Origin of the sequence: Mycobacterium sp. NBC_00419 (assembly GCF_036023875.1) — a bacterium.
Lineage (GTDB): Bacteria > Actinomycetota > Actinomycetes > Mycobacteriales > Mycobacteriaceae > Mycobacterium.
In genome coordinates, this window is record NZ_CP107931.1 from 2,444,077 (window position 1) to 2,459,575 (window position 15,499).

The window sequence follows — 15,499 nt, forward strand, 5'->3', positions numbered from 1 at the left end:
CCTTTTACGGTGACGGCGTGATCGTCGCCGGGGTCGGCAACGTCAGGTCGATGTTGGAGATATTGACCACGCCGAACGAGGTGAAGCTCCAGTACGCCGTGGTCGCGCTGGTGATCTGCAGCGTCAGGTTGTCGACGTTCGGATTGGCGACGGTGTAGACGATGTTCTCCATGTTGACGGTGGCGGTGTGGGTCTGGCCGTCCATCGTCACGGCGACCGGAGTGATCAGGTTGCCGACCACCAGGCCGGTGGCGTTGTCGACCAGCTGGGCGTAGACGAAGCGGTTGGTGCCCAGACCCTGGTAGTCGAAGCTGAGCGTGGGTGCCCCGACGATCTGGTTGATCCCGGTGGTGTTGACCGCAACGTTGATCGCGTTCTGGGCCTTCGAGGCCAGTCCCAACGAATACGGCAGCGTCGCCTGATAGGGCGGGGTGCCCGATCCCGGCCCGGAACCGCCGAGGAACGGCACGATCCCCAGCACTCCGCCGGCAGCGTTGTTGAGCACCTGAACCGGGGTGCCGAAGAACGGGCTGCCCGACACCGGAAGGTTGGTGGCCGTGTACCAGTTGCCCTTCTGGTCGGTGTACTCGAACGTCGGGATCTCCGTGCCGACCGGGGGCACGATCCCCTTCAGCTGCTGGTTGAGGAACGTGATGGTGTCGGCGATGTTCGGGTTCGGCGATGTGGGCCCGGTCAGGCACACGCCGTGGCCGCCGCAGAACCAGACCATCTTCAGGTCGGTGTTGCCGTTGGCCAGCACGGTCTCGGCGTTGTCGATGGCCTGCTGCAGCGTGAACAGCACGTCGACGGTGCCCTGGAGGAACAGCACCGGGATGTCGAGGTTGTTCAGCAGCGAGGTCGGACCACTGCTGCTCAACACCGCCTGCGCCGTCTGGCTCAAGTAGCCGATCAGGTCACCGGAGAGCACGCCGAGGTAGATCTGGTTGTTGATCCGGGCGCCGCTGGTGATCAGCGACAGCAGCAGCAGCGAGCCGTAGGCCGTCTTGAACGCACCGTCGGGGTACAGCGAGTTGTTCAGCGAGTTCCAGGCGATGCCCGGGACGATGGCGTCGATCCGGGGATCGGTGGCAGCGGTGGTCAGCTGGATGCCGCCACCGTAGGAGCCGCCGACCATGCCGACGACGGGATCGCCTGCGCTGTCGAGCTTGGATGCGGACAGCCCGGCGACCCAGCTGACGATCGCCGAGACGTCACGGCCCTCGAAGAAGGGGTTGTCCAGCTGCAGGACGCCACCGGAGGCGAACTCGCCGCGCGGATCCCAGGTGACGACGTTGAAGCCGGCCTCGCGCAGCTGGGCCACACCCGCGGTGAGGCCGGAGATGCCGTAGAGCTGATACGGGTCGGTCTGGCCGGCGGTGGCCAGACCCGGGCCGTCAAGCACCGTCTGCTGCTGATCAACGGACGTGAGGTTCTTGGCGGGGAACCAGTTGACACTGATCAGGGTGCCGTCGAACGACGGCATCTTGTAGGTGTAGGCCACCGGGGCGGTGCTCGGCAGCACGGTGTTGGAGTTGAACGTCGCGAAGCTGGCGTAGCCGATGATCGGTGCCAGCAAGTCACCGAGGATCGGGGCCTGGTGCAGGGCGTTGATGAGCGGGGTGGCCAGTGACCCGAGGATCGGGATGCCGCCCAGGAACTGGTCGAAGGCGGTGCTCTGGGCCACCATGATGGTGAACTTCTCGTTGACGGCGCCGGTCAGCACGGACTGATCGGGCAGGTAACTGAAGTTGCCCAGGACGTAGTTGGGATCGGTGGTCGCCGAGAAGGTGACCTTGCCGCCCTTGTCCGGCGAACCGACCAGCGTGTAGACGAGAGTCGTGCCCACCGGCGCGGTGACGTAGTTCTGGCCGACGACGATTCCGTTGTTGATGGCCAGGGCCGGGGTGACGACGATCGGGTTGCTGCCGATGGTCAGCGACGCGGTGGTCTGCGCGGCGACGTTGGCGGTGCTGAGCGTGCTGGAAGCCTCGCGGCGGGTGAATGCGGCCAGCGCCAGGGCCAGCGGCGAGTCGACCGGCACCGCCGGGTCGCCGGTCGCCGGGGTGGCCGTCGCCGGCGCGATGGGATTCACCGAACCGACCGTCGAGGTCGAGGGTGCGGCGATGGTGGACACCGCCGTGGTCGTCGTGGCTTCAGCCGATCCGCCGGTGGCTGTCGACGCCGCCGCCGGCGTCGTCAGCGTGACGCTGCTCGAGTGCTTGGAGCTGCTCTGCGCGCCGCCGCTGCTGCTCACCTTGCCGGTGTCGGACGACACCCGCCGGGTGCCGCCGGTGGTCTTGGCGTGCGAGCCAGACGAGCCGGCGTTGGCCGAGCTGGAGTTGTCAGTGCCGGAGCTGGCCGCTCCTCCGGTGGAGTCGTCCGCCCATGCCAGACCGCATCCGGAGGACAACAGGGCGGCGCCCACCCCCAGGGACACCGCTAATCCGCCGACCCGACCCACAAACCGCGAAGCACCCATTTTGTTCTTCCTCCTGAGGACTGGCGAACGCCACCTCAGCGGAGATTAGTCCCACCACGGGCTGGGATCTCCGAAATTCCCAAATCGTCAATTGTGGGTTTGCTGCTGTCGGCAACTACTACCCGAATTTCCTTGCGGCGCAATGCCTCAGGCGTAGTCGAAATCCGTCGAGCCGATGCGGTCCGGCGCGGCGTAGTTGATGTACACCGGGCCCTGCTGGAAGGCGAAATAGCCGGTGTTGATCAGGCCGGTCGAGATCACCGTCGGGCTGCCGTAGGACGTGGTGGTGTAGGAGTACAGCAGCGTGCTGCCGTCGGCGGTGTACACCGAGATCTTGGTGCCGGCCGGCACCGTGGAACCGACGGCCCCACCGGAGATCGACTGCAGAATCGTCCCGTACACACCACCGGAGTCGATGATCGACCCCACCGTCGTCTTGGCGCCGTTGCCGACCTGAACCTGCACGTAGGCGGTCGGCGCGCCGGGCACCGAGGTGCGCACCGGCATCGGGTTCTGGCCGACGATCATCAGCCCGGCGAACCCGAAGAACAGCCCCTGGTAGAGGAACACGCCGTCCTTGAGCTCACCCGGCAGCGCCGCCGTCGGCACGTTCGGGGCGAAGCCGGCCGCGTTCGCCCCGATGCCCAGGATGCCGTCGGCACCCCAGCTGAGGAAGTTCTCGAACGCCGCTGAGTCGGCCTGGTCGACGATGTGGACCGTCGTCGGGTCGGTGACGATGCCGTTCCCGAAGTCCACCGTGGTCGTGTAGTCGGTGTAGTGGTAGGTCTCGGTCACCGCTCCGCTGTAGGTCGCCGAGCCGGTGCCGGTCGCGCTGCCGAGGCCGCTGGTGTTCACGGCGTTACGGGAGATCACCAGGCCCGAGGACCCGGTGTCGACGAGCACCGGCACGCTGGGGCCGCCGTTGACCGAGATGTAGACGACCGGCTCGGTGGTGGCCTTCATGGAGACCGGCACGAATCCGTAGACGCGACTGTTCGAGATCGATGCGCTCAGGCTGTTGGTCACCGGATCGAGCGCGGTGCCGCCGGTGAACACCCCAACCAGCGGCAGGAAGAACGCCGCGGCGTTCATCTCCGCCCCGGCCAGCGATGGCAACAGGATGTTGATCAGCAGATTGCCACCGGCCAGCTGGTGGATGATCGGGATGTCCGCGGTGGTGGCGAAGAAGCCCTGCGCACCGGAATTGGTCGCCGAGTAGAAGTTCAGGGTGGCCGATGCGCTGGACAGCAGCAGCTGCGGCACGATCGCGGCCAGGCCGCCGGCGATGTTCCCACTGCCCCAGGTGACCGCGTTCAGCTCGGTCTGCGCGTCGGCGAGCTGCTGTTTGCCGAGCGAGAGCGCCACACCGGGGACGATCGGGTCCGTCGGCAGGTACGAGTTCATGCTCGGTGCCGGGTCGGCAGCCGGCAGTGCCGTCGCCGCACCCGACGATGACGTCGTCGTCTCGGTGCTGGCGGTCACCCTGGCCGAATGCGCGACCGTCGTCGCCTTCGCCGTGGTGGCCTCGGTGGCGGAAGTGGCCTCGGTGGAGGACAGGGTGGAGGACACGGTGGAGGAAGTGGTCACCGAGGGCTCGGTTGTGACCGCTGCCGCGGCCGTGGCGGTGCCCGAAGAATCCTTCGCGCTGGTATTGCCGCCCGACGAGGACACCTTGCTGCTGCGCGCCGAGTGAGCGGTGGCCTTCTTAGCCGTGGTGGACGAATCGTTGGACGTGGAGTCAGACGAACCGCTGTCCGAACTGGCCGACGCGCTCTTGGCGCTGCCGCCGGAGGCGCCGTCCTCGGCGTAGGCCACAGCGGTTCCACCGGTCAGTGCCATCCCGACACCGAGAGTCACAGCCCCGGCACCCAGCCAGGCATAGGGCTGTAGCCGCCGCCTCGCGCGATGCTTGCCGCCTCGGCCGTTCTTGCTGTCGGTTTGCCTCATAGCTTCCCCTTGCCTGGAAGGCTCGTCACAGCGCGCTGTCGCAGGCGCTAGTTTGCTGAGTTTGTCTATCACAGTGCCAATGGGCGGCGATAGCCAACGCGCGCGGCTCACAGCTGGCACCTAAGCAGCACGGGTGGAAGTCACTGGCGTATTTGCCAGCCGACGGCCGGGTCAACCAGGATGCCCGACAGGTCGACCACGTCGAAAGCACTCATCGGCACCTGGTTGAGCTCTGCCTGAGCCGTCAGATGCTCCGTGCCGGCCCACCCGTTGCTCATTGCCAGGAGCTTGGCACCGTCCTGGCCCGCCACCGTCGAGTCGTAGATGACCGCGCCGTGTTCCTGCAGCGCCTTGAGGACCACCTGGGTCGACGCCGAGTAGCCGGACATGTCGAAGTCGGCGCGCAGCCGAAGCACGCTGCCCATCGGAACGCCGTTGGTGCCGTTGCCGTCGCCGGAGCCGGCCGGCCAGCTGAATCCGGTCCCGCGGTCCTTGGAGATCACGATGCCGAGCATGTGGTCGATGCTGCCGCGGGCCAGGTCGTCGGGGCGCAGGATCATCGGCAGGTAGGGCAGTCGCGCGGCGTTCGCCCACCCGGTGGTCGGGTAGTACGGCGAGCTCATGTCGTAGTGGACGCCTGCTTCGGCCACCCAGGACGATCCGTACATCGCCCGGTAGACGGCGTTACCGAGCGCGTCGAGCAGGCTGTTGGCAGGCAACTCGACGCCGTTGGCGACGTTGTAGAGCTCCTGGGAGATGCAGGTTCCCTCCTGGAAGACCAGCAGGTGGCGGTCCCACGCCGGCGCCGAGGGCATGCCTTCGACGATGGGCCGGTCCGGGATCGCATACGGCCTGCTGTCGATGCTCGGCCCGCTGGTGGCGTAACCGCGGTTGAAGATCACCTTCTCGGTGCGGGCGGTCGCGCCGATCACGTTGACCGGCATTCCGGCGGTGGCGTTCTGCCAGGTGTAGCCCCAGTTGGCTTTCAGCGTGGCGCCGCGGCTCGCGCCGAGGACGTTCATCCACGCCCCCGACTGGGCCTTGACCGGGAGGGCACGGACGTCGGCGTGGAAGATCGTGTCGGTCGGCATCAGCGTGCACCCGCAGAAGGTGGTCTGCCCGTTGGCGGCGATGGTGTTACTCGGGCTGATGGTGATGTTCACCGGTACGGCGACCGTGCCGCCGTGCCCGTCGGCGACGTTGACCGAGAAGGTGTCCACCTTGTCGGCGAGTGGCCCGGTGAAGGCCGCGGCCTTGTCGCGGGCGGCCGCGGTCGGTGTGTAGGTGAAGCTGCCGTCGGCTCTCAGCGCGAAGGTGCCCTTGGCCGTGGTGGCTGGCCCGGCGTAGGTCATGGTGTCGCCGTCGACGTCTGAGCCGACGACGAATCCGGTGACCACACCGGAGTTCACGTCGCGGGGTCCGATGGTGGTCTTACCGGTCGGCGCAACGTTTTTCGGGCTGATCGCCACCGTGACGGTCACGGCCAGCGGTGCGCCGTGACCGTCGTCGACGGTGACGACGAACGAGTCGGTCTTGTCGGCGAGGGTGGCGCTCAGAGCCGACGCGTTGTGCCTGGCGGCCGCGGTGGGCGTGTAGGCGAAGGCTCCCCCGCCGTTGACGGTGACGGTGCCGCCCTTGGCGGTGGTGGGGTTGACGCTGTAGATCAGCAGGTCCCTGTCGGCGTCGACTCCGGCGACCTTGCCGCCGACGTATCCGTTGCCGGTGTTGGGGGCGTTGACGGTGGTCTGGGCGGTGGGCCCGGCGTTCTTCGCCGTGATCGGCACGGTCACCGTCGTGACGGCCTTGGCGCCGGCGGGGTCGGTGACGGTGACGGTGACGGCGTCTGCGGTCAGCAGGGCATCGGCGGTTGTCAGTGCCGCGTCGTGGCGGGCCTTGGCCGTCGGGGTGTAGGTGAACACGCCGGCGGTGGTGATGGCGACCGTCCCCTTGCCCGACGTCGTTGCGCGGTAGGTGAGTTTGTCACCGTTGGGATCGCTAGCGGTGACGGTGGCGGTGACGGCACCGGTCGATACGCTCGGCGCACCCACTGCCACACCGGTTATCACCGGGGCGCTGTTGACCACCACGGCCGCCACCGTCGGCTGCGCACTGGGCGCGACTTGGGGTTGCCCGATTTGCCTTCGCGCGGCGGCCAACACGGCCCACGACAGTGGCGACTCCGCGGGCACGGCGGGGTTGTCTCCCAACAGCTTGACCAGTCGTGTCGATGTCGATGCAGCCGAAATAGGCTTGACAGCAACCACTTTCGTGGATTCTACGGACCGGACTGCCGCGGTATCCGGCTTGGCGGCCTTGCTTGCCCGTTGGGTCGCCGAGTGCCGCGCCGAGGAGCCCGTGGAGTCACCCGAGTCCGCCCACGCCACTGCGGAACCGCCGGTCGCGATCGCCACCCCTACCCCGAGGGCGACCGCCAGTCCACCAACTCGCCCTATACACGCTGCCGCTGCCATATCGAACCCCTCCGAGTGCGGATCTCAAAGGTAGCCATCCGCGGGGGTGTTTCCGGCGCAAATCGCAAAAATTGACGGTGCCGTCGCGACGCCCGAAAACGCGACTTTAATTGACCGCGAGGGCAATTCCGCGCTCGGTTCAGGTCTCGTCGGCCTTGCGATCGGTATCCCGGCTCGGCTGCACCCGCTTGGGTTCGCCCGGCATCTTCGGGTAGTTCGGCGGGTAGGGCAGGTCGGCGAGGCCGCGTTCCTCGTCGGCGGCGACCATCGCCAGCAGCGGATTGATCGACTGCGCCAACGAATCCAGCCCGGCCATCGGATCGCCGCGTTGGGCGACCAACGCGGGCACGGTGGCCATCGTGTAGTCGTCGGGGTCGGCGTCGGCCAGCTCGTCCCAGGTCAGCGGCGTCGACACCGTGGCGATCGGGGTGGCGCGCACCGCATACGCGGCGGCGAACGTGCGATCGCGCGCGTTCTGGTTGTAGTCGATGAAGACCCGCGTGCCGCGTTCCTCCTTCCACCACGAGGTGGTCACCAAATCCTCTGCGCGCCTTTCGACTTCACGTGCCAACGCGATACCGGCCCGGCGCACCGCGATGAAGTCCCACTGCGGTGCGATGCGCAGGAACACGTGTATCCCGCGCCCGCCGGACGTCTTGGGGTAGCCGATCAGACCGAGTTCGTCGAGCAACGGCTTGAGGATGTCGACGGCGATGGTGCGCGCCTCGGCGAATCCGGTGCCCGGCTGAGGATCGAGGTCCACCCGCAGTTCGTCGGGATGGTCGGTGTCCGGGCAGCGAACCTGCCACGGGTGAAACGTCACGGTGCCCATCTGGGCAGCCCATACCACCGCCGACGGGTGCGTCACCTTCAGCGCATCGGCGGTGCGGCCGGACGGGAATGTCACCCGGCAGGTCTGCAGATAGTCGGGATGCTTTTCGGGAACCCGCTTCTGGTAGATCTCCTCGCCTTCGATCCCGTCCGGGAAGCGCTGCAGATGGGTAGGGCGATCGCGCAGTGCCGTCAGCAGTGGGCCGCTGCAGGCCAGCGTGCGGTAGTACTCGACGAGCGTGCCCTTGGTCCCGGCCGACCCGAGCTTGGGAAAATAGATCTTGTCCCGGTTGGTGAGCCGCACCGCGACACCGTCGACGTCGAGTTCCTCGGCTTTGGTCGCCACTCTTCGAAATTACGCCTATAGAGGTCGGCACAATGGGGACATGGACTTGCCTGTGCTGCCGCCGGTGTCTCCCATGCTGGCCAAGTCGGTGACGTCCTTCCCCGGTGAGGCCTCCTACGAACCGAAGTGGGACGGCTTCCGGTCGATCTGCTTTCGGGACGGCGACGAGGTCGAACTGGGTAGCCGCAACGAGCGGCCGTTGACGCGCTACTTCCCCGAACTGGTCGAGGCCGCCCGATCCGAACTGCCGGCGCGGTGCGTGCTCGACGGCGAGATCATCATCGCCACCGCGGACGGGCTGGATTTCGATGCGCTGCAGCAGCGCATCCATCCCGCCGACTCGCGGGTGCGGATGCTCGCCGAACAGACGCCCGCCGCCTTCATCGCGTTCGACCTGCTGGCCCTCGACGACGAGGACTTCACCGGCCGCCCGTTCAGCGAACGCCGCGCCGCGCTGCTGGCCGCCCTCGCCGCCGCCGGCCCCGCCTTCCACGTCACCCCCGCGACCACTGATCTGGCGACCGCACAACGCTGGTTCTCCGAGTTCGAAGGCGCCGGCCTCGACGGCATCATCGCCAAACCGCTGACCGTCACCTATCAACCCGACAAGCGGGTGATGTTCAAGATCAAGCACGAGCGCACCGCCGATTGTGTGGTCGCCGGCTACCGCGTGCACAAGTCGGGTGCCGACGCGATCGGCTCGCTGCTGCTCGGGTTGTACAGGCCCGACGGCGCGCTGGCCTCCGTCGGCGTCATCGGCGCCTTCCCGATGGCCAAGCGGCGCGAGCTGTTCGCCGAACTGCAGCCGCTCGTCACCGATTTCGAGGGGCACCCGTGGAACTGGGCCGCCCACCAGGCCGGTGACCGCACCCCCCGCAAGAACGAAGGCTCACGCTGGAACGCCGGCAAGGATCTGTCCTTCACGCCGCTACGCCCCGAGCTGGTGGTCGAGGTCCGCTACGACCACATGGAGGGCGACCGGTTCCGGCACACCGCGCAGTTCAACCGCTGGCGCCCCGACCGCGACCCGCGCTCGTGCACCTACGAGCAGCTCGACGAACCGGTGCGGTTCCGGCTCGGCGACATCGTTCCGGGGCTGGGCGGGTGAGCGGCGCGGGCCGGTTCGCACCCAGCCCGTCGGCCGATCTGCACACCGGAAATCTGCGCACGGCAGTGTTGGCATGGCTGTTCGCCCGATCGACGGGCAGGCGGTTCCTGGTGCGCGTCGAGGACCTCGACGACCGCACCCACGACGACATCGCGCAGCGCCAACTCGCCGACCTTGCCGCCATCGGGATCACCTGGGACTCCGAACCGCAGTGGCAGTCCGCACACCGCAGCCGCTACGACGCTGTCGTGGACCACCTGGCCGCAGCCGGTCTTGTGTACGAATGTTATTGCAGTCGAAGGGATATCCTCAGCGCACCGCGCGCGCCGCACGCCCCGGAAGGGGCCTATCCCGGCACCTGCCGCGAGCTGTCCGACGACGACCGCGCCGCTAAACGCGCCGCCCGGCCGCCGGCGCTGCGGTTGCGGGCTGACACAACCGAATACACGGTGACTGATCTGGTGCACGGCGCCTACACCGGTGTGGTCGACGATTTCGTCCTGCGCCGCGGCGACGGTGTGCCCGCCTACAACCTCGCCGTGGTGGTCGACGACGCACAAAGCGGTATCGACCAGGTGGTCCGCGGCGACGACCTCCTGGCGTCCGCGCCGCGGCAGGCCTACCTCGGCGCACTACTGGGCTATCCGCAGCCGGTCTATGCCCACGTGCCGCTGGTGCTCAATGCCGGCGGCAAACGACTGGCCAAGCGCGACGGTGCGGTGACCCTGGCCGAAATCGGCACGGACGCCGCCCTGGCGCAGATCGCGCAGTCGCTGGGTTTCGCTGCGACGACGACGCAGGGGATGCTCGCGGAATTCGATCCGGAACGCCTGCCGCGCGGGCCGTGGATATACCGGCCGCGCTGATCGGAACTCTTGGGCGGCGCTGCGGGGATTGTTAGCGTGCGAAGGTGCCCCGCTATGTCCGCAGAGCCCTGCTCGCGCTCGTCCTGTTAGCCGCGCTGGTGAGCGCGGCCTGCGGATCGAGTGACACCGGCGCCGACCGCATCTCGTCGTCGGGTGTCCTGCGAGTGGGTACCGAAGGTACCTACGCACCGTTCAGTTACCAGGATCCCGCGACCGGACAGCTCGCCGGCTACGACGTGGACGTCGCCAACGCGGTCGGCGAGCGGCTCGGTAAGAAGGTCCAGTTCGTTCAGACGCCATGGGATTCCATCTTCGCCGCGCTCGAAGCCAACCGATTCGACGTGGTGGCCAATGAGGTCACCATCACCCCCGAGCGAAAGAGCAAATACGACCTGTCCGAGCCGTACTCGGTGGGCGAAGGTGTCGTCATCACCCGGGCCAACGACAACTCGATCACGTCGGTCGACGATCTCAAGGGCAAGACGGTCGGTGCGACGGTCACCAGCAACTGGGCCCAGGTGTCCCGTGACGCCGGCGCGAAGCTGGAACCGGTGGAGGGTTTCACCCAGGCGATCACCCTGCTCAACCAGGGCCGGGTGGACGCTGTGGTCAACGACAGCATCGCCTTCCACGCCTACCAGGCCGAGACCAACGACCAGTCGGTCAAGATCGGCGCCACCATCGGGGAGAAGAGCGAGCAGGGCTTCGCGGCCCGAAAGAACAGCGGCCTGCTGCCCGAGTTGAACAGGGCACTCGATGAACTGAAAGCCGACGGCACACTGGCGGCGATCTCGCAGAAGTACCTGAAGGCCAATGTCACCGGAGACCCGACAGCCGGCGGTGCCGACCCCGGACACCGCTCGGTGTGGAAGCTGATCGCCGACAACCTGTGGCCCCTGGCCAAGGCCGCGATCACGGTGACGATTCCGCTGACCGTCATCAGCTTCGTCATCGGCCTGGTGATCGCGCTGGCGGTCGCGCTGGGCCGGTTGTCGAAGAACGTCGTCGTGTCGAATGTCGCCCGGTTCTACATCTCGATCATTCGCGGCACTCCGCTGCTGGTGCAGTTGTTCATCATCTTCTTCGCGCTCCCGCAGATCGGGATCAAACTCGAGCCGTTCCTCGCCGCGGTGATCGCGTTCAGCCTCAACGTCGGCGGCTATGCGGCGGAGATCATCCGATCGGCGATCCAGAGCATCCCGAAGGGCCAGTGGGAGGCCGCCGAGACCATCGGCTACCACTACACCGGTGCGCTGCGGCGGATCATCCTCCCGCAGGCCGCCCGGGTGGCGGTGCCGCCCCTGTCGAATACCCTGATATCGCTGGTGAAAGACACGTCGCTGGCCTCGACGATCCTGGTCACCGAGCTGCTGCGCACCGCACAGGTGGCCGCCGCACCGACCTTCGAATTCTTCGCGCTCTACGGCACGGCGGCGGTGTACTACTGGATCATCTGCCTGGTGCTCTCGTTCGGCCAGAGCCGCCTTGAGCACCGGCTGGAAAGGTATGTGGCGCGATGACCGGCAACGAGAAGACCGGGGACGTCGAGTATCGCGTCACCGCCGAGGGTGTCGAGAAGGCGTTCGGGGACAACAAGGTACTCAGAGGCGTGTCGTTCAAGGTGCGGAAGGGCACGGCGACCACGATCATCGGGCCGTCCGGTTCCGGAAAGACCACCTTGTTGCGCACCCTCAACGCGCTCGATCGGGCCGACGCCGGCGTGATCCGGGTCGACGATATCGAGCTCGACTTCTCCCAGCCGGTGCCCAAGCCGGAGGTCCGCAGGTTCCAGTCGCGCAGCGGCTTCGTGTTCCAGGGGCACAACTTGTTCCCGCACAAGACCGTTCTGGAGAACGTCATCGAGGGCCCGCTGATCGTGCAGAAGCGCCCCAAGGACGAGGTGATCGCCGAGGCCCTCGCACTGCTCGACCAGGTCGGGCTGGCCGAGAAACGGGACCAATACCCGTACGAACTCTCCGGAGGTCAGCAGCAGCGAGTGGGCATCGCGCGGGCGCTGGCACTCAAGCCCAAACTAGTGCTCTTCGACGAGCCGACCTCGGCCCTGGATCCCGAACTCGTCGGCGAGGTGCTCTCGGTGATCAAGGACCTCGCGGTCGAGGGCTGGACCTTGGTGATCGTGACGCACGAGATCCAGTTCGCCAGGCAGGTTTCCGATCAGGTGCTGTTCACCGACCAGGGAATCATCCTCGAGCAGGGTCCGCCGTCGGAGGTCCTCGGCAACCCGAAAGAGGCCCGGACCCGGCAATTCCTGGAACGGGTGCTCAACCCCCTCTAGATTGTCCCCATGGCAACCAGCACCCCCCGTAAAGCCGACGTCATCATTGTCGGCGCAGGCCTGTCCGGAATGATCGCCGCCCGCACGGTGCTCGCAGCCGGGCTGCAGCCCCTTGTTCTGGAGGCCGACGAGCGGGTCGGGGGCCGGATCCTCACCGAGGAGGCCTTGCCGGGTTTGCCGGTGGAGCTCGGCGCGCAGTGGATCGGCGACACTCACCACCGGATGTTCGCGCTCGCCGAGGAACTCGGCGTGCAGACCTACCCACAGTTCGACGAGGGGCAGACGTCCTACGAACTGGTGGGCTCAGGAGTGCTGGGCGAGAACGACTTCCATACCCGCTTCGCCGACGAGCTGGCCGAGTTGGAGCGCGTGCTGCGCCGCCTCGACGAGCTGGCGACGGAGGTTCCGCCGGAAGCGCCGTGGCTGGCCCCACACGCCGAAGAGTGGGATGTCATCACGGCGGCAGACTGGTACGACGCGCAGGGCCTGGCGCCGGTGGCCCGCACGCTGCTGGAGATCTGCACCGTCGGCATTCTCGCGGTGCCCACCGTCGAGGTCTCGTTCCTGCATCTGCTGTTCACCATCCAAACCTGCGGTGTCACAGCAGAATTGTTCGCCGAGTCCGAGGGAGGCGCACAGACGACGCGGTTCGTCGGCGGCACCGCCGAGATCCCCAACCGGCTGGCCGCACTGATCTCCGAGCACATCGTGCTCAAATCTCCGGTGCTGCTGATCGAGCACGCCGCCGATCACGTCACCGTGCACTGCCGCGGCGGACTGGTGGCCCAGGGCCGGCGCGTCATCGTCGCGATCTCGCCGACGCTGGCCGGGCGGATCATGTACGACCCGCCGCTGTCCGGTGTCCGCGACCAACTCACCCAGCGGATGCCCAACGGCTCGTCCATGAAGGCATTCTTCGTCTACGACGAACCGTTCTGGCGCTCAGAGGGTTTCAATGGCCAGCTGATCTCCGATATCGGGCCGGCCCGGATGTCCAACGACACCTGCCTGCCCGACGACGACCACGGCGTGATCCTGATGTTCCTCGAGGGCGAACAGGCCCGCGACTACTCCCGTTGGTCGCAGGAGGATCGGCGCGAGGCCCTGACCGCCGAACTTGTCCGCCACTATGGCAGCAAGGCCGCCAAGCCGGAGTTCTACGTCGACGGCGAGTGGTCCGACCGGCAATGGACCCGCGGCTGCTACAACGCCAATCACGGCCCCCACGTGTGGACCACCTACGGGTCGGCGCTCAGCGCTCCGATCGGGACCATACACTGGGCCTCAACCGACACCGCCACGTTCTGGAGTGCCTACATGGAGGGTGCGGTCGAGGCCGGCGAGCGTGCTGCCGCGGAAGTCATTGCCGCACTGGGCAACTAGCCGCATTTCACGGCCAGCGCCGCCCACCCAGGAGAGGAGTGCGCGTGGGTAGCCGATCCATTCTCAAGGCCGCCTCGATCATCACGATGGACCCCGCGCAACCCAGGGCGCAAGCCGTGGCGGTCGACGTCGACTCCGGGACCATCACCGCGGTGGGCTCACTCGCACACTGCCGGGGTGCGGCGCCGGACGCCTCGATCGAAGACCTCGGGCCGGCCGTGCTGATGCCGGGGTTCATCCAGGCACACGACCACCCCGTTCCCGCCGCAGTGCTCTGCCAGCAGCCGGCGCACTGGATCGCCCCGTTCGTGGGCTTTCCCACCTGGTCCGAACTGGAGGCGCTCTTCGACCGCCTCCGCAAGCAGACGCCGACCGGCCAACCGCTGTTGTTCAATGGCCTCGACCGGCTCCTGCTGTCGATCCCGATGCCGGACCGGACAAGCCTGGACCGCTACTTCCCGGACCACCCGGTGCTGATCTTCGACATCACCGGCCACGCTTTGTATTTCAACTCGCGTGCCACCCACTTGTTCGGCTGGAAGAACGCCATACCCCCGGCCGACACCCCGGACGCGCGGTGGAGCCGTCGGCCTGATGGGACGGCGGGAGGAGTCGGGTTCGAAACCCAGGCAACGTTGATGGCGCTCAGCGCCTTCCTACCCGGGGTTGTCCCGTCGCCGCTGTTCAATCTCGGCGCGTGGTATTCCACGTTGGCGCGCAACGGTTTCACCGCCGTCGGCGATCTGGGATTCGTGAGCAGGCTGCGTGCGCCGATGGAGGCCCTGGCCGCGCTGCCCGGCTGTCCCGTGCGCTACTCGCTGTATCAGACCACCTACGACCCGGCGGCGCACTCGGACATGGACTTCGGTGAGCTGTCTCCCATGATCCGCCGCGTCGGCTACAAGATCTGGATGGATGGCAGCCCCTCCATCGGAACAGCCGCCATCAGTGTGCCGTATCTGGACTCTGCCCGCGCCCGCATCGCCGATGTTCCCGTGGGCTCCGCTCCCGGCTTGTCGGTGCTGAACTACTCGCTGGATCAGTTCCTCGCCCTGGTAAGCCGGTTCGGCGACAAGGACTTTCAGATCGCGACCCACATCAATGGCGACGCAGGCATCGACGTGGTCCTCGACGGCTACGAGCAGGCGCTGAGCCACCTTGGGCTCACCGGCGGCGACCACCGCTGGCGCGTCGAGCATTTCGCCACTCCCAGCAGGGAGCAGTGCCTGCGAGCCGGCGAGCTCGGGGTCACCGCCTCGATGTCACCGTTCCAGGCGCTCTACTGGGGCGACCTGTATGACGGCGTGATCTTCGAGCCGTCCTACGGAGCCCGCTGGCAGCCGTATCGGGACGCCTACGACGGCGGGGTGAGACCCACCTTCCACAACGACGGCTACCTGTCACCGCCCCTGCCCTGGCTCAACATCCAGAACGCGGTCACCCGACGAAGTGCGTCCGGGACGGTTCATGCACCCGAGCAATCCCTCACCCTCGACGAAGCGCTACAGGCGCACACGATCAACGCGGCGTGGCAACAGAAGCGAGAGCACGAGATCGGCTCGATCGAGACGGGCAAGCTCGCGGACTTCGTGCTGCTCAGCGCCGACCCCTATACCGTCGACCCGGCCCGGCTCCAGGACACCATCCGCACGCTGGGCACCTGGGTGTCGGCCCGCCGCGTCGACCTCGACAGCTTCATGGAGTCGGTCAAAGGTATTGCGCCGCGCTACGACCAGGCGCTGATCTCGGGGGCGCCACCTCACCAGTGCTGA

General features: G+C 67.2%; 11 protein-coding genes. 7 read left to right on the forward strand and 4 right to left on the reverse strand.

Translation table 11 applies throughout. The features are described from left to right. Window positions 1-4 precede the first annotated feature (4 nt). The gene (locus tag OG976_RS11685; protein ID WP_328362144.1) at window positions 5-2,437 is read right to left on the reverse strand and encodes a CocE/NonD family hydrolase; all 2,433 of its coding nucleotides are present in this window, start codon (window positions 2,435-2,437) and stop codon (window positions 5-7) included. A gap of 189 nt (window positions 2,438-2,626) precedes the next feature. Beyond that, window positions 2,627-3,883 carry a PecA family PE domain-processing aspartic protease gene (locus OG976_RS11690; protein WP_328362147.1) on the reverse strand — a complete coding sequence of 419 codons (1,257 nt, stop codon included), beginning with the start codon at window positions 3,881-3,883 and terminating at the stop codon, window positions 2,627-2,629. On the opposite strand from OG976_RS11690, the gene OG976_RS11695 reads away from it, so the two are divergent. Then, window positions 3,882-4,172: a hypothetical protein gene (locus OG976_RS11695; RefSeq protein ID WP_328362150.1), complete on the forward strand. Its 291-nt coding sequence runs from the start codon at window positions 3,882-3,884 to the stop codon at window positions 4,170-4,172. The genes OG976_RS11690 and OG976_RS11695 overlap by 2 nt on opposite strands. A 394-nt stretch (window positions 4,173-4,566) precedes the next feature. On the opposite strand, the gene OG976_RS11700 is transcribed toward OG976_RS11695, so the two are convergent. Together OG976_RS11700 and OG976_RS11705 are read right to left on the reverse strand one after the other, a co-directional pair. Continuing rightward, window positions 4,567-6,690 (reverse strand): Ig-like domain-containing protein, encoded by a 2,124-nt coding sequence (locus tag OG976_RS11700; protein ID WP_328362153.1) that lies wholly within the window; start codon window positions 6,688-6,690, stop codon window positions 4,567-4,569. Window positions 6,691-7,036: 346 nt separating this feature from the next. Further along, window positions 7,037-8,074: a DNA polymerase domain-containing protein gene (locus OG976_RS11705; RefSeq protein WP_328362156.1), complete on the reverse strand. Its 1,038-nt coding sequence runs from the start codon at window positions 8,072-8,074 to the stop codon at window positions 7,037-7,039. A 40-nt stretch (window positions 8,075-8,114) separates the two neighbouring features. On the opposite strand from OG976_RS11705, the gene OG976_RS11710 reads away from it, so the two are divergent. The 6 genes from OG976_RS11710 to OG976_RS11735 are packed head-to-tail and all read left to right on the forward strand — an operon-like array spanning window position 8,115 to window position 15,499. Further along, the gene (locus tag OG976_RS11710) at window positions 8,115-9,182 is read left to right on the forward strand and encodes an ATP-dependent DNA ligase (protein ID WP_328362159.1); all 1,068 of its coding nucleotides are present in this window, start codon (window positions 8,115-8,117) and stop codon (window positions 9,180-9,182) included. Further along, window positions 9,179-10,048: a tRNA glutamyl-Q(34) synthetase GluQRS gene (gene gluQRS / locus OG976_RS11715; RefSeq protein ID WP_328362162.1), complete on the forward strand. Its 870-nt coding sequence runs from the start codon at window positions 9,179-9,181 to the stop codon at window positions 10,046-10,048. The genes OG976_RS11710 and gluQRS overlap by 4 nt, the downstream gene beginning before the upstream one ends. A gap of 44 nt (window positions 10,049-10,092) precedes the next feature. Continuing rightward, entirely contained in the window at window positions 10,093-11,568 is a 1,476-nt protein-coding gene (locus tag OG976_RS11720) for an ABC transporter permease subunit (protein ID WP_328362165.1), read from the forward strand. Next, a complete protein-coding gene (locus OG976_RS11725) occupies window positions 11,565-12,344 on the forward strand; it encodes an amino acid ABC transporter ATP-binding protein (RefSeq protein ID WP_328362167.1) in 780 nt (259 codons plus the stop codon). The genes OG976_RS11720 and OG976_RS11725 overlap by 4 nt, the downstream gene beginning before the upstream one ends. A gap of 9 nt (window positions 12,345-12,353) precedes the next feature. Further along, window positions 12,354-13,727: a flavin monoamine oxidase family protein gene (locus tag OG976_RS11730; protein WP_328362170.1), complete on the forward strand. Its 1,374-nt coding sequence runs from the start codon at window positions 12,354-12,356 to the stop codon at window positions 13,725-13,727. A 44-nt stretch (window positions 13,728-13,771) separates the two neighbouring features. Further along, entirely contained in the window at window positions 13,772-15,499 is a 1,728-nt protein-coding gene (locus OG976_RS11735) for an amidohydrolase (RefSeq protein WP_328362173.1), read from the forward strand.

Coding starts and splice junctions, on each gene's coding strand:
- OG976_RS11730 (WP_328362170.1), top strand. CDS start 12,354: ATGGCAACCAGCACCCCCCGTAAAGCCGACGTCATCATTGTCGGCGCA.
- OG976_RS11725 (WP_328362167.1), top strand. CDS start 11,565: ATGACCGGCAACGAGAAGACCGGGGACGTCGAGTATCGCGTCACCGCC.
- OG976_RS11710 (WP_328362159.1), top strand. CDS start 8,115: ATGGACTTGCCTGTGCTGCCGCCGGTGTCTCCCATGCTGGCCAAGTCG.
- OG976_RS11695 (WP_328362150.1), top strand. CDS start 3,882: ATGCTCGGTGCCGGGTCGGCAGCCGGCAGTGCCGTCGCCGCACCCGAC.
- OG976_RS11690 (WP_328362147.1), bottom strand. CDS start 3,883: ATGAACTCGTACCTGCCGACGGACCCGATCGTCCCCGGTGTGGCGCTC.